This is a genomic window from Enterococcus raffinosus, from assembly GCF_018917525.1.
In the GTDB taxonomy this organism is placed as follows: Bacteria; Bacillota; Bacilli; order Lactobacillales; family Enterococcaceae; genus Enterococcus_A; species Enterococcus_A raffinosus_A.
The window spans coordinates 120,841-142,094 of the sequence record NZ_JAHLOS010000007.1 but is presented as its reverse complement, the minus strand read 5'-3'; the positions used below and the strand labels follow the sequence as shown (position 1 = coordinate 142,094).

The following is a 21,254-nucleotide window of genomic DNA, read 5'->3' as shown; positions in this document are numbered from 1 at the left end:
ATGTATCCAGAATATTATAAGAACGTACTTGGATACGAATTTAGAATCAGTGATCGACAATAAAATGATTCATCTAAACAAAAAGTCCTCAGGAGCGGTTTTCTCCTGAGGTTTTCTTATTGGAAGAGATAAAAAGCATTTAATCCTATACTCAAATTTCAAGTAGAGCTTAGCCGCTAAAGAGGAGTGGCTAAGTTTTACTTGAAATTTTTATTTATCCAGTCTTGTACTCTGTGAACTGGTGTTAGTGGAGCAGAGAACATTCATGTTCTTTTATGATAAAGCGCCAAATGATCCGTCGTGATTTTCCTTTTTTCACTTTACTAAGAAGAGTAGGGGTGATTAAAAGAACGTAAGTATTTTTTCGAGAGCTGCGAACTTTTGTTCGGGGCTGTTATAATCCTCTCCCAAAATGTGTCCACTAAATCATCCTAACCCCAACCCTAAAAAAGCTTTAACCATATTCGTTCAAAAGTAAAAACTAGCGATGCCTTCGAGTTTATTCAATCAAAGAAAATTATCGGGTGGAAATTTGGCAAGAAGATGACTAAAGAATTGGTTATTGTCCCTTTTGACCTTGCGTGTTTAAATCAAAGATCTTCAGAGAACTTGATTTTCCACTCAGATTTAGGTTCTCAGTACACCAGCGAAGCCTATGAGGCAAAGCTAAAAGAATTGAACATCCAACATTCCTTCATCCGGAAAGGAAGAAGTCTATCCGTCAAAAGCATATGAAAATTCTGAAGTTACTCATTTAGCTCTATTTCAGTATATTGAGGGATTTTACAATCACAAGTGAATTCAGAACAATATTGATTATTTAACACCAAATCAGATGGAGGAGTTGTCCTTACAAGCTTAGTTATTGCCAGCCACCTACAATTTTTTGTGAGCATTCCACTGGAGAATTCCTTCATCATTTCGATCAGCAATCAAATAAATTTTGTTTGATGGCTGGTCGAAACGATGAGAGTCTCATCCGTCGGAATCCCCAAAAAAATCTTAAATCATGTCCGATGTATTGACTCAAATCCAAAAAGTATATGGAGAGACAAGTGCCTTTTCTGTCTAGTGTAGCCGATTCACCCAACTTGGGTTTAACTATGTGGTGAGTGATTCACATCTTTCTTTTTATGAGTGGTATAATGGCTACATTAAAAACAGGAGGGCTTTGAGTTTGAGTGGGAGTCAGGAATTAGGACGGATAGAAGAAACTGCTTACTTGAATGCGGAAAATGTAGAACGTTATCGCTGGGTGATGCATTATTTCTTTACTCAGCATCGTCAAATGAATATGCTTCTTTATCGTGATGATGTATTGACATATGTTCAAGAAAAATTTGATGGTTCTTATGGTGAGCGAGAGGTTGATCAGGATCTAGATCAGCTATATCAATGGGGCAACCTGTCTCGGCGGCAGGAGATGGGAGAACCTAAAAGTATCGAGGAGTATAAGAATCGTCGTTACCGTTATCAGATTACGGAAACGAGTATCCAAATTGAGGAGATGCTGGAACGATTAGGGACTGTAAGTGGCAACAGTCAAGGGAGACTAGATAAAAATGTTTTCCAGGAGTTATTGGATGGCTTGCAGGAGCTAGTTCAATCTGATCTTTTTGACGAAGAGGAAACATACAAGTTATGGGAAAGAATTGTCCGTTTGTTTAGCGATATTCAACGGAATACTTCGAATTATATGGGTTATCTTGCGAATGAAGCGGTAGTAAACTACATGCAGACGGAGAAATTTTTGATTTACAAGGATCAATTTGTCCAATATTTACGAGATTTTATTGTAACGGTTCAAGGTCTGCATTATCAGATTGAGCACCAACTGCAACTGGTTTCTCAGGAGAAGCTGAAATTGGTTTTTGAGAGTATGTTGGCGCGTGAGCGAAGGATTCCTCGAATCGATGATTTTCAGCTGGATCAGGAACGGATCAAGAGTGAACTTTTTGGTAGTTTTCAAACGATGAAACGCTGGTTTATTGATGAGGGAGATAAAACGAGTGAATTTTCCACCTTGATTCGTTTGACCGAACAGATGATTCGTCGGATGACTGGTTTGATCCAGCAACTGAGCAGTCAGTTCAAGCAATATCAAAGTCGTCGTAAGGATTATTTACAATTGGCGCACTGGTTTGACGAAGTCGCTTCCTGTGATGAAGCGGCGAATCGTTTTGCCTCGATTTTTGGCAGTCTGACATGGAAGCATTATTATGGTGTCGAACCGATTGAAGGAACAAAAAACGAAAGTATTTGGAATTTATCGCCAGAGGTATTGCAGCTTGATTCCCGCAGCCGCAAGTCGCTCCTTAGTCAGCGAACGATCACCTATACGGTCGATCGCGAACTAAAAGAACAGCAACGAGTGGAGATTGCTGAAAAGAAAAACGAATTACAGACCAAAATCGCCCAGTTTATAACGGATGGTGAGATCCGTTTGATGGATGATCTAATGGTTCCAAGTGAGATTCGTGTGGTTTTTCTTCAATGGATCAGTAGTAGCCTGGCAAAGGATGTCCAAGTGTTTGAAGAGGAACGGCTCGTTTCAACCAATTTAGGCTATCAAGTGGGAATCATGATTCAGCCTGAGAAGCGGATCACGATTCGTTCTGAAGATGGGCTACTGGAGATGCCGCAGGTGACTATGAAGATCAAGGAGACCATAAACGATGAATGAGGATGTATTTTTAGCACTTGAGAACTTGTTTGAACAGTTCTGGATTATTCGGGATGAGCAGCCGGAGTTGTATCGAATGATCCTGCGCAATCGCAAAGAGATTCGAAAAATTTTAAATGAACGCTTTGGCTTGAATTTGATTTATCATCCGCGTTTTTTTCAGGTGCAAAAGCGGCCAATCAAGCCGATGCCTTGGATGGGGATCGAGGGCTTTTCGGATCAAATGGATTATGCTTTGATGATGTGTGCCATGGCGTACACAGAAGAAAAGAATGAAAAGGAAGCCTTCTTACTGAGTGAATTGGTGGAGGAGCTCCAGCACAGCTATCCGCGAGAAAATTTTGTTGATTGGACCAACTATCGCCATCGCCGAAGTTTAGTACGTGTTTTGAAAAAGATGGTGGAATTTCGTTTGATCGAAGTGATTGAAGGAGAGACTGAGGATTTCTTAAGCGAGGGAGAAAATCGTGGCGATGTGCTGTATCAGGTCACGGTCTACAGCCGCTATTTCTTGGGACAGCGGCCGGAATCTTATAGTGATTTTGAGGATTTTTCGGAAATGCAGGCGAGCTTTGAACGAATGTATCCAATTGAGCGACCCCATCGGGTGTATCAACGCTTGCTTTTAGAACCGGTACTTTTGCGGACAGAGGAGACGCTTTCTGATTTTGAGTATTTGAGAAATCAATATACTTCGATCGAAAAATTTTGGGAACAGACCTCCTTCCGCTTTGAATTGACGAGAGATACGGCGATTCTTTCGATCAATCGCCGCAGAGGCGGAAATTATTTTCCGGCTTTCCGAGTGGTGGATGAGATTTTGCTACAGCTTGCGGAGGTCTTTCGGCTGGCTGATCAAGATTATGATGAATACGGGCGGATTCATTTGTCACGAGTAGCGTGGCGAGCGATTGTTGAAAAACTGAAGGATACAAATGATGAGTATTGGTCCAAGGAATATCGTGAGCTGACATTGACTGAATTGGACGAAACACTGCTGAAAACAGCCTATGATCATCATTTCTTAACTCATGATGAAACGGATGTGGTCATATTCCCTTCATTTGCACGAACAATCGGATATCTGAACACGGAAAAGGAAGGGGATACAACAAGTGGAGGAAAATAAATGGCAGCTTAGTCGAGCGGGACTATTTAATTTTTGGTATTATGACAATCAAATTTTCAATTTTGCCGATGGGAAGATTTTATTGCGGGGAACGAATGGCTCTGGAAAATCAGTCACAATGCAAAGCCTGCTGCCGGTGCTATTGGATGGTCGAACAGAGACGAAAAGGCTTGATTCCTTCGGCTCGAATGCGCGGCGGATGGAGGATTATCTGTTGGGCGAGGAAGAGGTGTCCAATCAGTCTGAACGGATCGGCTATTTGATGTTGGAATATCGAAAAAAAGGTACGGATGAGTATTTTACTTCAGGGATCGGCTTGTCGGCCAGACGAGGTGGCAGCCTGAATAAATGGTATTTTGTGATCACCGATGGGACTAGGGTTGGTCTTGATGGAATTGATTTGGTGGAGAAGCTAGGAGCAGATCAATTTCAACCGCTGACCTTGAAACGCTTGAGAAATAAGTTGGAAATTGAGGGGAAAGGGAAGGTTTTTACCAAGCAAAAGGATTATGAAGCCTTCATCAATCAACGGATCTTCGGTTTTCAGTCGCTGGAGCAATTCGATGAGCTGATCAAGCTGTTGATACAACTGAGAAGTCCGAAGTTGTCGAAAGATTTCAAGCCAACGGTAATTTACGAAATTCTCACCGCTTCTTTACCACCCTTGAAAGATGATGATCTGCAACCTTTGTCGCAAACGATTAATCAGATTGATTCTTATAGAGAGCAGCTGGAGCAGCTAGAGATCGAGACTCAGTCACTAGAAAGCTTATTAAAGGCTTACCGTCCTTATCGTAGCGAAAAAATTGGTCAATTAGCTTCAACTTGGCTAGAAAAGAAGAACTTATTGAGTCAGATCACGCAACAGCATCAAGCACTTAGTGAGGAATTAACCGCGACTAAAACTGAGCTGGCGGAAAATAGGAAGCAATCTGAAGCACTGATGATCCGGAAAGAGGTTGTACAGAAGAGCCTACAGCAATTACAGATGGATGATCGACTAAAATTAGTTGAAGAAGGACAACGATTGGAGAAACAGCTGGCAGAAAAAAAAGCTGAGCTACAAAAAATTCAAGAGAAATTGAAGAAAAAGGAGAAGCAGCTTGATCAAGAAATCAATCAGCTAGAAGCCCTTGCTCGAAAGATCGCCGTTTCTGAAAATGAACGGACGGAATATATTGAAAGCTTATTTGATTATGCGTCGGCTTTTGCTTTTGAGGAGGAAACGGAAGAGATTAAACGGCAGCTGCTCCAGCCAGAGGTAGACGCTCATTTGACATATTGGAAAAAGCAGCTTCATGAGAAAAAGGAACAATTAGGGAAAGCTAAACAGCACTTGATCGAAATCGATAAGCTGCGGGAAAAACAAAAGACTGCCGATTCAGCGGTTGGTGAGCAGGAGCAGAGAGTTGAAACGGATCAAAAGCATTTGAAGCATTGGGAAGAATTTGCTGGCACAGAATTGGAAAAATTGCGAGAGAATATCTATCAATGGAAGCAAGCTTTTTCTTTTGATCTATCCAGTGATCATTTTATTGAGTTGATCCAAAATATAGAGACCTTGGGAGAGACCTCGCAAAGCTTTGAACAGCTGAAGGAGCCGCTTTATCAAAGTATTCAACAAATCAAAGCGGAATTGAACCAGCAGCGCTATCCGCTGACGAACCGTTTAAGGGAGCTGGAGCAAAAAACAGCGGAGTACCAAGCTGAACGGAAGAATTGGCTAAAAAAGCAAGATCCAATCCCTTTACGGACTGCCGCAACGATTGAGAATCGTGAACACTTAGTGGGGAAAAAGCAGAAATTTTACAGCTTTTACGAAACGGTCGATTTCCAGCAGGAGATCGATATGGAGAGTCGCAATCGATTAGAATCGGCGATTGCTGAAGTCGGTCTGCTGGATGCCTTGGTCTCAATTGATTCCTTGACGATCGAAAGTGACCGCCAGCTTCAGCCGACCGGAGCGATCGTATTAGGAGAAACATTGGCGGATTACTTGCAACCGGAGACCAGTCTATCAGCAGCGTATCAAAATTTAGTGACAGAGATTTTGCATGAGATCCAGATTACCTCTGAAACGTTAGACGCAGGTATTACGATGACTCCATCGGGCAGCTATTCGGTGGCGTTGCTGCAGGGAGAAGCTCATACGGATTATCAAGCTAGCTATATCGGTAAACGGAGTCGTGAAGAATTTCGTGAACGGAAAATTACTGAGCTAGATCAGCTGATCACAGAGCTAAAGGTGCAACAAAATGAACTGACAAATCAAATAGATCAGTTGGATCAGTGGGAAAAAAAATTAGCTGAGGAGGTGCGGCAATTCCCAACCGACGCTGATTTTCAGATGGCGAAGAGTGAATTGAAGAAGGCTGAGATGCAGCTGAAGGATGATCAATGGCAACTTCAACAGCTTCGGCAGCGCTTGAGCGAATTGCTGCAGGAGCTGCAGCAGACCCGGTTCACCTTTGACAAGGTACTCTCGGATTATTATGGTTCGAAGACCTATGAGGGATTGACCGATGGCATCAAGTCTATCGGTGATTTCGTGGATACTTTGGAAGATTTGCGGCTGAACCATACACAACTCATCAATGACCAAACGCGTCATGGAGAAAAAGACTTATACCTTAAGGATCTACAGGAGGAACAAGCGGAATTTCTGTTTGACCAAGGGGAGATTAGTCGGACCTTATCACGAACTGAACAGTTTTTAGCTGAGAATTATGCGCAGCAGTCGTTAGAAGATATCGAGAAGCTACAGTCGGAATTTCGTCGTTTTAAGAAAGAGGAGCAGGAATTAGACGAAAACGAACGTAGCTTGACGAATCGCAAGGAGGCCTTGATCAAGCTGGAAACCAAAGCCGAGGCTGACCTAGAACGTGTCACCCAAGAGGAAATCGAGCTTCAGCAAATGGAGGAACTGTGGGGAAAGACTTACCGTGCGGAAACACTGCGTTTTAAAGTAGACAGGATTACCGACTTTGTTGAATTAGCCAAGACAGAAGTTCACCCAGTGGATTCAGACAAGCTGGCGAAAAGTGAAGAGATCTTTGAAAATGCTTATCGCCGTTTTGAAAATGATTTATTAGAATATCGGCCGGTAGTTCGTATCGAGCAATCGATTTTGGAAGAGGAACTATTATCTACTAGCGAGCTAGAATATTGGCGCATGATGAACAACCAAAAAATCGTCAATTTGGATGTCGACGGTCAGTATGAAGATCCATTTACAGTCCAAGAAAAAATTGAGCAGCAGATCGAGACGACTCGTCTTTACTTGAGTCAAGAGGACGAGCAGCTTTTCCGTCAAATCATTTTCGATTCTGTCGGTCAGGTGTTGCGCCGTTCGATTGAAAAGGCGCAAAAATGGGTGGCTCAAATGGATCAATTGTTGAAACGGCAGGGAAAAGAAAATTCTTCCGGCTTGACGCTGTCCTTAAAATGGTTGCCGAAGGATCCAGAGCACAAAGATGAATTATCGACCTCGCGTTTGATCGCCCTGCTGAAGAAACCAGTAGAAACCCTACAAGATACCGACCTATTAGCCATTCGTAATCACTTTGAGGATAAGATCAATTTTGCGAAGGAGCTGCAGGCGGGGGATGAAGGGAATGAAAGCTTGTACGATACACTGAGGGATATTCTAGATTATCGGAATTGGTTTGAATTTCAACTGTCCTTTAAAAAAGGAGATGTTAATTTCAAGACGATGAACAACAATCAATTCTTCAAGTTTAGTGGGGGAGAAAAAGCGATTGCGATGTACCTACCGTTATTTGCGGCAGTCTATTCCCGCTATCAGGATGCTAGTGCGAATGCGCCATACATCATTACTTTAGATGAAGCATTTGCGGGGATCGATGATAAGAACATCTCTGGATTGTTTGAGGCCTGTGAACAATTGGGTTTTAACTATGTTATGAACTCTCAATCATTACAGGGAGAGGTTTCAACAGTCACGAACCTGAATACCTATGAACTGATCCGACCTAAGAATTCCGCGGTAGTTTCGTTGCTTTGCTATCACTGGAATGGACGAAAGCTTCAGTTGGTGCTTGAAGAATGACAGCACAGGAGGGTTTAAAGAAAGCGGCTTTGCAGTATTTTGACAGCCCGGCTTTTCGAAAATTTTTTACTGAACTCGCGCGAAAGTTTTACCATCAAGGTAATTTTGGTAAAAGCGTTGGCTTTCAAAAATTTTCTAAAGAAGAGCTGTCAGAACTGATGCATTTCATGGGTTTTAGTGAATGGGAATGGTCAAAAAGGCACAGTATCTCGGTGACCAAGTTTCTTCAAAGTTATCAGGAAAGTCGCTTTGCCAGTCTATCTTTTTCAACGGTGCTTGAATCGGTGCTTGGACAGCCGTTAAGCTACAAGCAGGAGATTTTTCAGGCAGAGCAGCGTGAGTATCAGCGTTTTGAAAGCATGCTACAAGAAAGCCTCTCAGGTCATGAAGCCTATTTATCAACGGAGAAAAAGAAAAGCTGGTTAAAAAGCTTTAAAACTGATCAAGACATATTATCAGTGGGTCTGACCAATCTGAAAAAGGCGTTGGATCATTTACCCGATCACTTTGAGAAACTGCCCTATTTTTCTTATCATTTGTTTCGCGATCCGCATCGTTTAGATCGGTCCACCGTAAGCGGACGTTTGTTTTTCGATTACCTAGAGTCAATCACACGACTGGTCACTCAAGAGCCTGCCTATATGGGCGATGCTGAATGGGAAAACGCGGTCTATGAAAATTTTTATTTGTTAAAGGATGACTCCTTCAATGCGGTTCAAATAAACGGGTTGACCGCCTATCAACAAGGAAAAGAGGTCCAGATGTGGACCGCGGCAGCTCAATCGGCTATCGCATGGAATGTTCCCCTGAAGCATATTTTAGAGGTCGATCGGATTGTACCGTTTGTGGGAAACAAGGTTCTATTCATTGAAAATTCCGGTGTTTTTTCGATTATCTGCGGTGCTTTTCCTCAGCTACCTATCGTGTGCTCCAGCGGGCAATTTCGTTATTCGGTCTGGAAAATAGCGGAGAAGCTTACTGCCAGCGGCGTTGAGATTTTTTATTCAGGTGATCTTGATCCAGCAGGGCTGCAGATAGCCCAGAAAATTCTGCGGCGCTTTGCTCCACAGGTTGTTTTGTTGCTAATGGATGAAGCGGCCTATCGCAAGGTTCCAAAAGAGGTAGAGCTATCAGAGGAACACCTCAGGCAATTAGGCTCCATCAATGAGCCTAGCTTAATAGCAGTCCGAGACTTGATGAAGATGGAGAAGCTAGCAGGCTATCAGGAAGGTCTGTTGGAAGAATTGTTTGAGCTTTTAGCTCAGTGGTAAAAAGTCTCGATATTAGTCTTTTTGTCTAATATCGAGTTTTTCGAAGAGTTTCCAATGGACCAAAACTACTTTTGGATTAAGGAAACCCCGGGGGAGAACTTGCGCTATTCATGACTGGGAATCAATCTAATTCTAGGGAAAAAATAAAACTATTCTCAAATAAATGGGTATAACGAGTAATCTCTAGTAACATCAAAAAAAGATTGTCCCCTACGCATGTAATCGTTTTTTGTTATACTGACATATAAAATAGTTGGATACAACAAGATGTCTTAGTGTAACGCCAACAGAAGTATTTTTTTTGAGACTAGTGAGGGTCATCAAACTCTCTACTAGTCTTTTTGCGCATCCTTCGCTCAATTGGGTGGTGCAGATGGTTCACAACTGTCTAGTCGTAGATTCGATTCCTACAGGTGACATTTAATTAATGAAAGGCTATTGGAAACTAATTATAAAGGGATTTAGTCAATTGGCAACGTAATTTTTTGCAACTTAAGTGAGTTACTGGCGTATCCGTTATAAAATAGAATTGATTATGTGTATGATGATGTTTGATAAATTATAAAATTGACTCAGTTAATAGCTTTAGAAAAGGAATCTTAGAAATCAAGTATTTATACGATAATTTTCCCACAATTTACACTGTACCTGTATATAGCAATTTTTCTGTTATTCCAAAAAAATAGCCGCTTATTTTTGTGAAGAAGTAAAATCGCAAATAATGTCTTTATTGTCATTGGAGCTTTTCTATTCTGACGAAAAAACACAAGGTTTCCTTCATCATCGGGTTTTGCAGTAGTAAATTGAATCAGATTACCGCTTAAACGGGTATAAATACCCTTGTAGTCCTCATGAAAAGGATTCGCAGTTAATTGTTTTAATAATTCACCAGCCTTCATCTTGGACCTTCTTCCGTTGGAATATGCCTGACTACAAATTTATTAGTACAGGTATTACAAATATTTGATAGTCACTACTTTTCTTTGTAGAAGAAAATGGAAAGTTAAGTCGGACCGTTGCAACAGAGTACAATGCCCTATCCAACCTATTTTTCCTGATATCGTTTGCTATCACTTAAATATTATGTTTTTTTACATCTAGATTTTTTTCATACATTTCTTTTTCCAATTTTAACGAACTTGATCCATCATTTCAAACTCAATTTTACCTTGATTTTTTATGTTCAGGTTAGAAAGAATACCAATTAAAGAGTGCTTCTTCAAAAAAACGAACACTTCCAGCTTGTCGTTACACGATAAGATAAATTGGCAAAGTTGTTTTAGTGTTTGTTTATGCGGGAGGCATCTTCAAGTTTTTGCAGATTCGATATGAATCTTGTTATCTCTATTTATGTATCGTTTAAGTTTTATATGATATAAATAGAAAATAAATAAGAATAATGCTAAAAGGTAAAGGAAGTTATAGAAAGAACCATTGATAATAATTTTAATGTGAACATATTGTATTGCTAATGAACATGAAAGCATAAAGGAATACTCTTACGGATTGTCTGTCAAGAAACAGGAATAAAGTAGAATTATCAAGCTTTATTCCTTACTTGCTCTTTTACAACTTGTAATGTTACGCAGTAGATGTCTTATGATTCTTTGGTTATTTTGCCAACTAATGATGTATCATAAGGCATTCAGAATGACTATATAGTAAATTCTCCTCTTGAATCAGATGATCTATATATTGATATCCTTGGCCCGCATGAATAATTATCCTTATTTGACTGTGTAGGAGATTTTTCCTTATACACCACTATCGAAAATGCGAAATTAAATTATGTTTACTCGATTTTATTTTCTGTTTTTAATAAAATAATATTATTATTCAATATTGATCGCCGGTAAACAATATACTATAATATAATTCGGGAGTAATTAGCAATGAGATGATGATATGTGGATTATTTTTGTTCTTATTTTTTAGGATTAATAATGATTTGTTTGATTACTATAAATAACACTCCGTTTAGATTGATGTGAATATTTGATTATAAATTCTATCTAAGAGACGCGATTGGGTTTTACTACAAGTTTCGATGTGCTTGAATTGGACAGGTTAGGACAATTGAATCTTTTCAAAGGCTGAAGAATCGAAGCACAATAGGATCTATTTGTGGAAAGACTTGGATGAATGAAAGGAGCCACTCTTTCTGAACATATTAGGCAGAGACCTAAAGGACCGGAAAGGTTTGAGCAAACTTTTATCCTACTAGCTAAGATGATTGTGAATTTAATACAAAGTAGTGCCGGATATGAGTCACTTGCAGATGGTGCGGTGGTAGGGAATTATTTTCCCTATTACCTAATGAAGTGATTCCCTTACTAAATGAATGAGATCGTACTTGATGAACCATGTGTCCCGATTCACTTCTATCAGGCGAATCAACAAGAGGAAATAAATTGCTAATAGAGAAAAGAAGGGTGAATAGATTTTTATGAAGAAGAAGTACTATCAAAAACAGATAAAAACAATCTATCGTTCGAAGAGAAAACAGCCACGGTTTGTGAAGGCAGGAGTGAGAGGCACGACTACGTTGATTGGATCCGTTTCTATCCTATTAAATAGCGCACCAGTAGCACTTTGTGCAGAAGAGGCTAGTGTAAACGAGGGTACAGGGACAGTTATTCAACAGACGCAAGCAACAAATCAAGTAAACGAAACGGCAGATAGCACTCAAATCGAAAACACCACCGATTCAATAGAACCAACCGAACCGACTGATCCAGTAACTCCGACAGAGCCTACTGAACCAACCGAACCAAGTGATCCTGTGGAACCAGAAGAACCAGTCAAACCAGTGGAACCGATTGATCCAGTGAAGCCGGTAGAACCAACGAATCCAACCGAACCAAAAATACCAACAGACTCAAATATTGATAATCCAACAAATCAACCAACAGAGCCTGCACGTGTTGAACAACCAATCGTGAGTCAGGTCGAAACACCAACGATCACAGAACTGGTTCCTTCAGCTAGTGAGGCAAGCGACGGCGCTCTTCATTTTGAAAAGGATGAATCGGTGGAAAGCTTCATTAAAAAGATAGGTGAACCTGCTCGCAAGATTGGACAGGAGAAAGACTTATATGCCTCAGTTATGATTGCTCAAGCGATTTTGGAATCAGCATCTGGTACTAGTCAGCTCGCTCAAGCACCAAACTACAATTTGTTTGGCATTAAGGGGAGTCATAACGGCAAGAGCGCCACCTTCAGTACACAAGAAGATACTGGAAATGGCAGTATGATCACGATTCAAGCTGCATTCAGAGCTTATGAGAACTATGAAGAAAGCTTTGAGGACTACGCTAAGCTGATGAAAGAAGGATTATCAGGCGGGAGTGATTACTACAGTGGTACATGGAAGTCCAACACCACGACCTATGAAGATGCGACGAAATTCTTAACAGGACGCTATGCGACAGATACTTCCTACAACCAAAAGCTGAATGGGTTGATCGAGACTTACAACTTAACAGAGTATGACAAAGAAAAAGCGGAAGCTGCAGTTAGTGCGCAAGGCTATGCGATTCCAGTGGAAAACTACACAATCTCTAGTCCGTATGGCACACGAGGCAGTGAGTTCCACCGAGGACTTGATATGGCTGCAGCGCAGGGCGAATCAATATACGCTAGTAAATCAGGAACCGTCAATGTTGCAGAGTTCCATTATTCTTGGGGAAATTATGTGGTGATCGAGCATGAGGATGGTATGACAACTCTCTACGCTCATCAATCCCAATATGTTGTGAAACCTGGCGATCAAGTTGAGCAAGGTCAAATTATCGGTTACGTAGGAAGTACTGGCAACAGCACCGGAAGTCACTTGCACTTTGAGCTTTGCCGTGATGCGTCATTAGGCCAAGACCAGTTGATTGATCCCGCATCGGTTCTATTTTTAGAGGTTGACCATGAAATTTAACGAAGAAGATATTAAGAATACGACCTTCCCAAGTGGTGCAATGGGATACAAGAAAAGAGACGTCGACGACTTTTTGATCAATGTTGCTAAGGACTACGGTTCTTACCAGCGACAGTTAGACAGAAGTAAACAGGAAGCTGAAGCCGCCGAGAGGGAAAAGCAGGAACTGCTCAGTCAGCTAGAGAAACAAAAGGCAGAAGGTTCGCAAGCTTTGGAAAAAACCAAGCAGGAAAAACAGGTACTGAAGCAACAGCTTACTGACCTTCAAACAGAAAGCGTGTCGAACAATCTAAATGAAGACACCGTGTTATCGTTAGCTCAAAAAGTCGCCTTGCGGATCGAAAAGCAGGCGAAGGAAGAGGCTCAACTCATTCTTACCAATGCGGACCAGTATTACGAAGAACAGTTGAAAAAGCTGGAAATGAAGCGTAAGGAGATTGGTTCAGAAGTAGTGAACAGTTTTTCGGACTTGATCGGCAGTGAACGGATGATTGTGGCATCGATTGATACTGTTAAACAGGAATATGTCCGATTAATGAATGATATTCGTGAAAAGTACGAAGAGCTGACAGAAGAGCCAATGAAGGAGTGAAAAAGGGTGAATTTTAAACCAAAGGATATCCGAGAATTGACGTTTCGCCGGCGACTATTTGGTTACCGTGCTGGTGATGTGGAGGACTTTATGCGGCATGTGCTGGAAGATTATGAATCCTATCAGGTCAAAAATAGTGAGATCGAAGTTTATCAGGATGAAATCAGGCAATTGAAGGAAATCAACCGAACACACGAGGAGACCAGCAAAAAGCTCAATGATGATATCCAGCAACTTCAAATGGACAATGAGCGTCTTCAAGTATTTGAAGAAGAGGTTAAAGATCTGGAGAGAATGAAGGAATTAGCACAAAAAACCGCAGATACTGTCCAACTGGAGGCGGAGCTTTTATTAGAAGAAGCTAGGCAACAAAAAGACAAGCTGATTCAAGAAGCAGAGTCAGCTAAGATGAATCATTTATTAAATTTCCAAATCGAATTAGGTGAGTTAGTGAATGAGAAGGACCAGCTCAATAATCAAATTGCCAGTAAAAAAAGGGAATTTTTCGAACTAGAACTCCAATACGAAGACATGATTGCCACAAAAGAACGTGTTTCAAAGGAGGCCCAAGTCTTGAAGCAGGAGTTTTTATCACTTAGAAGTAAGTTAATTCAAAAATATTCTGAAGGACTGGATGATTTTATTGAAGAAAATCAATTAATAAATCAGCCACTAGCTGATGAATATGAAAAAGTGTTGAAGCTCACTTCTAAGCGGATTGGATAGAAAATAAGTGATCATAATAAAAGTAACGACCATATTCTATCAGCAATAATAGAGTATGGTCGTTACTTTTATTATGAAACCTAATTGTAAGATATTGCTTTTCCTGTTATCGGAATTATGGTAAAAAATCTGTGGTTGTCTCATATGGTGTTGTTTTTTTCTAGCTATACCAAGGATTATTTACCGAATTTAAAGGACTATACAACTCTTTTTTAAAAGTTGAAAAAAGTTAACTTCGCGAAAACTGCGCTTCATATAACTTCTTATAAAAACCATCTTTTTCCAATAACTCTTGATGACTACCAATCTCAACAATCTGTCCATGATCCAGTACGAGGATCTGATCAGCATTTTGGATCGTTGACAGACGATGAGCGATCACAAAACTGGTATGATTTTTCATCATCGTAAGAAAGGCACTTTGGATTTTTTGTTCAGTCAAAGTATCGACGGAGCTGGTGGCTTCATCAAGGATCAACATCGATGGCTGACTGATCATGGTACGGGCGATCGTCAACAATTGCCGCTGCCCGTCTGAAAGCTTGATGCCTGCTTCGCCGGCGATCGTATCTAGTTTGTCCGGCAAACGCATCACGAAATCATACATATAGGCATCTTTTAAGGCAGCATAGATTTCTTCATCTGTTGCTGATTTGCGGCCGTAACGCAGATTGGCACGCAAGCTGCTGTCCATCAACCAGGTTTCTTGCAGTACCATGCCGAATTGTTGACGGAGACTATCGCGAGTCAAATGGCGAATATCTGTGCCATCAATCGTGATCTTGCCTTGATCGACTTCATAGAAGCGCATCAAGAGATTGACTAGTGTCGATTTTCCGGCACCGGTCTTGCCGACAATGGCGATGGTTTCGCCTGGTTCAACCGTCAGATTAAAGTTTTCGATCAAGGGTTGATCTTTTTGATAAGCAAAGTCCACGTGATCGAAAACAACTTTTCCTTTCGTCTCTGATAACGTAATCGCATCCGAATCATCGGCTTGTTCAATGGGTTCCTTCAATAATTCAAAGGAACGGTCGAGTCCAGCGATGGCTGTTTGAATCTGGATCGTGATACCAGACAGTTCAATAAATGGCTTCGTAAATTGACTGGAATAGATCGTAAAGCTGGAAATGATCCCAATCGTTACTCCGCTGTCAGTTTTTAATGCTAACAATCCACCCACGAGCCCAACCATCAGATACGCTAGATGGTCAACAAAACGTGAAGAGGGATTAGTCAATGATGACGCGAATTGTGCCTTTTGTCCTCGTACATAAAGCTCTTGATTCAAGGCTTCAAAGTTCGTTTGATTTTGATTTTCGCGTTGGAAGGCTTTGACGATTTTTTGATTGCCCACCATTTCTGTAATAAAACCAGAGATCGAACCGACTAATTGCTGCTGGCTGGTAAAGTACTGCTGCGAAGTACGAGCCACGATATAGGTGATCAAAAAGATGATCGGCGTTGCTACCAATACAACTAGTGTCAACATTGGACTTAGATACAGCATAAAGACCAAAGCCACCAAAACGACAGTCATCCCGGAGAATACCTGATTGAAGACCGCAGAGATCGCAGTAGAGATATTATCCATATCATTCGTAAAGCGGCTGACGATATCGCCTTTTGAGCTTTGGTCGTAATAGCTCAATGGCAGCTTATTCAAATGAGTGAAGGTTTCTTCCCGTAACTTAGCGACTGAGTCAAACGCTACGGTGTTTCCCAAACGTTGAATGAAGTATTGACTGACCACCGTTACTAAAAAGATGCCGATAAACAATTGAAGAATTTGGAAGAGCCGAGGAAAATCAACGGCTCCTTGATTGACCATTTGATCGACAGCGACACCAATGTAATAGGTCATTAATACGGAAGTTATCCCGCTGGCGATTCCTAGAATAATTGCCGTGATCAATTCCTTCGGATAAGCAGACAAGTAAGGCATGAACAATTTTAACGAAAGAAAAAAGTTTTTCTTCTTAATCATTGAACAATACCACCTTCCGCTTGAGATTTGACCAGCTCTTGATAGAGTGTGGATTCCTGCAGCAAGACTTCATGTTTTCCTTGTGCTGCGATTTTTCCATTATCCATCAGCAGAATCGTTTCAGCGTCTTGGATTGAACGTAGGCGTTGGGAAATAATGATCACGCCGCAATCTAGATCACGTTTTAATGCTTGGCGTAAATCTAAGTCTGTTTGATAATCCAAGGCGGATAAGGAATCATCCAAGATCAGCAATTTTGGTTTGCGGATTAATGCGCGGGCGATCGTCAAACGCTGGCGCTGTCCGCCAGAGAAGTTCTTCCCATTTTCCAAGATCATTGTATCTAATCCTTTTGGCAAGGTTTCGACGAATTCACTGGCTTGAGCAGTGGCTAATGCTTGCCAACATTCTTCATCTGTTGCGTCGGATTTACCCCATTGCAGATTTTCCCGGATGGTTCCGCTGAATAAGACTGCTGTTTGGGGGACGATTGCTATTTCTGAACGCAAGCTGTCCAGTGTCCAATCTTTAACATTACCTCCAGCGAAGCTCACCGTTCCCTTGGAAGCATCATAGAAACGTGGAATCAAACTGATTAAGGTAGATTTTCCACTACCTGTTGCCCCGGTAATACCGAGGATTTTGTTTTCCTGTAAGGTGAAGGAAACATCCTGTAAAGCAAGTCCTGATTTTTCTGTATAGCGAAAATCGACATGATTAAAATCAATCAAAGGCGCTTGTTCGTCAGCTTCTTTAATCTTGCCATCATCAGCTAAAGTCGTGTCGGTAGCAAAGACTTCATTGATCCGATTGGCAGAAGCTGCTGCGCGAGTGAAGAGCACGACTAGGTTGGAAACGACGATCAAGGCTAGGAGCATTTGGTTCATATAGTTGATCAAGGCCAAGACTTGTCCCTGCTCTAAATGACCAATATTAACTTTGAAGCCGCCGAAATAGAGCAGGCCAACAACGCCGGCATTCATAATTAAGGTCGTGCTAGGAGAGAGCAGCGCAGAAATGTTCGCTACTCGCTGATTTAAGCGAGAAATGACTTCGGTTTCTTCATTGAAATGTTTGGTTTCTGTCTTTGTCCGAGCAAAGGCGCGAATCACGCGGACACCGCTCAGATTTTGAGTAACCAATTGATTCAACTGATCGAGCTTTTGCTGAATCTTTTTGTACAAGGGCACCGAATAATGAATAATCAAAAAGAGGATTAAACAAAATAGCGGCAGCAGGATCAAGAAAATAATTCCCATTTGCCAATCAATATAAAAGGCCATGATGACTGAACCGATACTTAGAAAAGGCGCACGAACGACCAGACGAACCAGCATCGCTAGAGCTCCCTGCATTTGATTGATGTCATTGGTCATGCGGGTGATCAAGGTATCCGTGCCGAAGCGATTCAACTCATTATGGGAAAAGCTGTTGATTTTTTCCATCAGGCGATTCCGTAAAACCGTGCCAAAACCCTGTGAGGCGATCGAAGCATAATATTGACAGACTAAAGCGCAGAGCAGTCCAACGATCGATAGACCCAGCATGGCGACTGTCATCTCGATCACCCTGCTTTGATCATGGCGGGCGATCCCTTCATCGACCAAGCGCGCCATGAACAATGGCAGAACCAGTTCGAAGACGGCCTCCAAAAATTTGAAAAAAGGACCAAGGATGATCTGTTTGCGATAATCTTTGGCGTAACGTAAAAGCTGAAACATGTAAGTTCCTCCAATGTATAAGTAGATAAGCGACCAAACCAAATAGGATCGCTTCTATTGTAACTTACTTGTCAAACAAGTCCGAAGAATATACTTAGAATTGTCAGAAAAGCTATTCATTGCTTAGAAGACAGGTCAAATAAAAAAGAGTGAAAAATTCTTTCACTCCTTTGTAACTTCTTCAATTTTAGATAGCTCATGTTGCTTTGAGAGATCGCTGATTGTTTCTTGAATGAAATTCCTGCTTTGATTAGTGATGAATGGATCAATCACGACGACTGGGTAATCTTTTGGCAAACCTTCGGATGAACCTGTTGTGATTAGACAATCATAATTTTTCAATTCTTTTTTTAGATTAGGTAAACCACCCGATAATTTTTCAAAGTGCGTAATAGTGAAGTTACCATAGATATTTTCAGAAATCTGTTTTGCTAAAAAGGTCTCTTCTGTTGGTGCTAAATCAGATAATAACAAAATTTTTAGCGGTTGATCCTGACTTGCCAGCCATTCCATACTATATACTTCTGTCGTGATTAATAGATACACATAATTTTGGATAAAGTCTTTTTCTTGATACATATTATATTTTTTCACAAATCGTTCTACCAATGTACGGATTTTTTGAACGCCGCGCTGATAAACCTTTGAAGCTTGTTCGACAAATACAGAACGATTACGCCAGAGTACGCCAATATATTTTCCATTTGGATCACACAAGTATAAATCGTTGCATAAAACAGTGGCGATATCTAAACGATTCAAGTTGCTGAGGCGATTTCCTAACATCTCATCAAATTCTTTAGCTAAAGCATAGTGTTGCACGAATAATCTTCGGTATTTAGGATTATCCAGTAATGCGACTTCTCGATGTAGCAAACTAAAGACAATAGCGTCTGAAAAAGTTAGCCAGAGAGTGTCTTGAATCATGTCCATAGTGAGCTTCAATCCTACCCCTTCTTTAACGGCCTGCTTTAATTTATTATAGGAAATACCTGTTGGAAGAAGAATGGCATTTCTTCTTAATTCTTTTTTAGGAAATTCATGTCCGCTTTTTAGTCGCCAAAAACTAATATACATATTGTAGATCAAACGTTTCTCATAAACATATTTCTCATGAATACAGTTCATTTCGATAAACTCTTGGATATATGTTTCGATGATGTGATAATGCTCAGTCGGTAGTTTAGGCAGAGTACTTTCGAAGGCACTTTGTCGTTCAGTATAAAAGCGGTAATAGAAATTTCGAATTTCACCTTCGTTTCCTTCTAATCGTAGTGGACGATAATGAAGTTCCATTCCTGCTTCAGTTAGGGTAGTTTCGATTTTTTTTAAATAGCGTTGAGTATTAGAAGAGCTTAAATATAGTTTTTTAGAGAGTGCAGTAATATTTTCGCATTCTTCATAAAGAAGTTCCTCGATGATTTGAAATTCAGGACAGGCATTTAGAAAATCCGCATAGATACTCCCGAGGCTCATTGATTTATCCATGACAAGACGAAACAAGCCCTTCACTTTGAGAATTTGGAGGACATTTGGTTTTTCAGAATTGATCAAATCGATATCGTTCAATAGGATCGGCAGGGAACAGTTCAGCAAGCTTAATAATTGAGCACTAGATAGACCATCTCGTTGATAGTATAAATGCTCTAACAACAACAAGCGGCGTTTATTGCTGGTTCCTAAAGTTGTGCGAAAATCCATCGTCGTTACCTCCTACTTTTTTGAAGTCAATATTTTTGACTAAATAAAACTTTTTACGAAAATAATAAATCGATAATTTTCAATTACTGAAAGTGACAATGTTTAAAATAAATATACAGATATAGTAACAATAGTCCTTCGATAAAAACGTTTTCTATATAAAAATCATAAAGGGAGGAACCGTTAAAAACAAGCTTTAATTGTAAATACATGAAAAAAATAAGTGCTTTCTAATGTGTTGAATCAGCCATTTTTATAGTCGATTACTTACTTCGTTGGGTTGAGTCAACGAAATTTTCCGAAAAATTGGCTACAGAAAATACAACGCTTAATGGACAAGTCTAGTTAGCGAAAAAATGTTAACTGAAAGGCAGCTACAAGAGTTTTCGCTGCTACAGTTGAAGCGGTCTATCCACAAGGTTATGCAGAACCGCTATAGAGAATTCAAAAGTTAGACAGGCAAGATGCTTTCTGAAGTTAAGCACAAGGCACATTGTGGAAGCTTTACCCATGAAACTAGCATTTTCTGACTATCCGTGGAATAATGAAAGCCAAGCATTCGTTTAATGGAGGAAGAAAATGGAAAAAATATTTACGATCATTGTGCTCTTATTTTTTTGCTATTCATTTATTGGTTGGTTATGGGAGACGATTTATTGCTCGATCAAGGCGAAACATTTCGTGTATCGCGGCTTCCTATTAGGACCAATCACACCAATCTACGGTTTTGGAGTCGTTGGCGTGCTTTATTTTATTGAACCCTATCAGCAGAATATCGTGCTCCTGTTTTTCTTAGCGCTGATTCTCGTGACCGCCTTGGAATATCTGACCAGCTTTTTATTAGAGAAAATTTTTCATCTGACATTATGGGATTATAAGGATGTTCCATTGAATATCAATGGACGGGTGGCCGTACCAGTCTCCATCTTTTGGGGCATTGCCTGTGTGTTTATCGTTCGTGTTTTAAATCCTTATTTAATGAGTGTCGTTAGTATCTGGCAGCAGCGTTTTGGTATCTTTCTACCAATGCTTCTATTAATGGTAACAAGTTTTGATCTAGGTTTTACCCTAGCGAACCTTGCATCATTGCGTCAGGCGATAAACAAGATGAGTGCTACGATCCAAGATAAGAAAGAACAGCTGCAAGCAGATCTTGGAGAATTAAAGGTAGCAGCAGAAGAACGTCGCCAGGGTTGGATGGCTGAAATCAAAGAACAGCCTGAGTGGCGTAAACAACTGCCAAGGCTGAATTTCCAAGAACGCCGCTTCTTGAATAGCTTCCCAAATATGAAATCGAAGGAAATAAAAAGCCCTTTAACGGAGATACGCCAGTTATCTAAAGAGCTACGGAAAAAATAATATTACAAAAATATGACAAAAATTAGTCCCTTCAAAGCTTGAAGGGACTATCTTTTTTGTGCGATTTGAGGAAAATAAAACAAATGTT

13 protein-coding genes are annotated in these 21,254 nt (G+C 40.5%); 9 read left to right on the top strand and 4 right to left on the bottom strand.

Annotated features, from left to right (window positions below):
* The first annotated feature begins 462 nt into the window (after positions 1-462).
* The 5 genes from KQI58_RS23130 (at position 463) to KQI58_RS07270 (ending at position 9,152) form a co-directional block, all read left to right on the top strand.
* Complete coding sequence (locus KQI58_RS23130) at positions 463-735, top strand: DDE-type integrase/transposase/recombinase (RefSeq protein WP_367397921.1); 273 nt, start codon at positions 463-465, stop codon at positions 733-735.
* A gap of 442 nt (positions 736-1,177) precedes the next feature.
* Entirely contained in the window at positions 1,178-2,683 is a 1,506-nt protein-coding gene (locus KQI58_RS07285; RefSeq protein WP_216407812.1) for a TIGR02677 family protein, read from the top strand.
* On the top strand, positions 2,676-3,812 hold the full coding sequence (locus KQI58_RS07280; protein WP_216407811.1) for a TIGR02678 family protein: 1,137 nt from the start codon (positions 2,676-2,678) through the stop codon (positions 3,810-3,812). Before KQI58_RS07285 ends, KQI58_RS07280 begins: the two co-directional genes overlap by 8 nt.
* Positions 3,799-7,881: a TIGR02680 family protein gene (locus KQI58_RS07275; protein WP_216407810.1), complete on the top strand. Its 4,083-nt coding sequence runs from the start codon at positions 3,799-3,801 to the stop codon at positions 7,879-7,881. Before KQI58_RS07280 ends, KQI58_RS07275 begins: the two co-directional genes overlap by 14 nt.
* Positions 7,878-9,152, top strand: coding sequence for a TIGR02679 domain-containing protein (locus KQI58_RS07270; protein WP_216407808.1), 1,275 nt, complete (start codon positions 7,878-7,880; stop codon positions 9,150-9,152). The genes KQI58_RS07275 and KQI58_RS07270 overlap by 4 nt, the downstream gene beginning before the upstream one ends.
* A 614-nt stretch (positions 9,153-9,766) precedes the next feature.
* On the opposite strand, the gene KQI58_RS07265 is transcribed toward KQI58_RS07270, so the two are convergent.
* On the bottom strand, positions 9,767-10,051 hold the full coding sequence (locus KQI58_RS07265) for a hypothetical protein (protein WP_216407807.1): 285 nt from the start codon (positions 10,049-10,051) through the stop codon (positions 9,767-9,769).
* Positions 10,052-11,598: 1,547 nt separating this feature from the next.
* Between KQI58_RS07265 and KQI58_RS07260 the strand changes: the two genes are divergently transcribed.
* From KQI58_RS07260 to KQI58_RS07250, 3 genes are read left to right on the top strand one after another with little or no spacing between them, the layout of a single operon-like run.
* A complete protein-coding gene (locus KQI58_RS07260; protein ID WP_216407805.1) occupies positions 11,599-13,080 on the top strand; it encodes a glucosaminidase domain-containing protein in 1,482 nt (493 codons plus the stop codon).
* Complete coding sequence (locus tag KQI58_RS07255; protein WP_216407803.1) at positions 13,070-13,672, top strand: DivIVA domain-containing protein; 603 nt, start codon at positions 13,070-13,072, stop codon at positions 13,670-13,672. Before KQI58_RS07260 ends, KQI58_RS07255 begins: the two co-directional genes overlap by 11 nt.
* Before the next feature lie 6 nt (positions 13,673-13,678).
* Positions 13,679-14,398, top strand: coding sequence for a DivIVA domain-containing protein (locus KQI58_RS07250; RefSeq protein WP_216407801.1), 720 nt, complete (start codon positions 13,679-13,681; stop codon positions 14,396-14,398).
* 229 nt (positions 14,399-14,627) lie between these two features.
* Here the strand turns inward: KQI58_RS07250 and KQI58_RS07245 are convergent, their stop codons facing one another.
* The 3 genes from KQI58_RS07245 to KQI58_RS07235 all read right to left on the bottom strand — a co-directional run bounded on the left by KQI58_RS07245 (position 14,628) and on the right by KQI58_RS07235 (position 19,807).
* Positions 14,628-16,385 carry an ABC transporter ATP-binding protein gene (locus KQI58_RS07245; RefSeq protein ID WP_216407799.1) on the bottom strand — a complete coding sequence of 586 codons (1,758 nt, stop codon included), beginning with the start codon at positions 16,383-16,385 and terminating at the stop codon, positions 14,628-14,630.
* Positions 16,382-18,106 carry an ABC transporter ATP-binding protein gene (locus tag KQI58_RS07240; RefSeq protein WP_216407798.1) on the bottom strand — a complete coding sequence of 575 codons (1,725 nt, stop codon included), beginning with the start codon at positions 18,104-18,106 and terminating at the stop codon, positions 16,382-16,384. Before KQI58_RS07240 ends, KQI58_RS07245 begins: the two co-directional genes overlap by 4 nt.
* Before the next feature lie 162 nt (positions 18,107-18,268).
* Entirely contained in the window at positions 18,269-19,807 is a 1,539-nt protein-coding gene (locus KQI58_RS07235; protein ID WP_216407797.1) for a helix-turn-helix domain-containing protein, read from the bottom strand.
* Between the two features lie 579 nt (positions 19,808-20,386).
* Here KQI58_RS07235 and KQI58_RS07230 point away from each other — a divergent pair.
* On the top strand, positions 20,387-21,166 hold the full coding sequence (locus KQI58_RS07230) for a putative ABC transporter permease (protein ID WP_216407796.1): 780 nt from the start codon (positions 20,387-20,389) through the stop codon (positions 21,164-21,166).
* Positions 21,167-21,254: the final 88 nt, after the last annotated feature.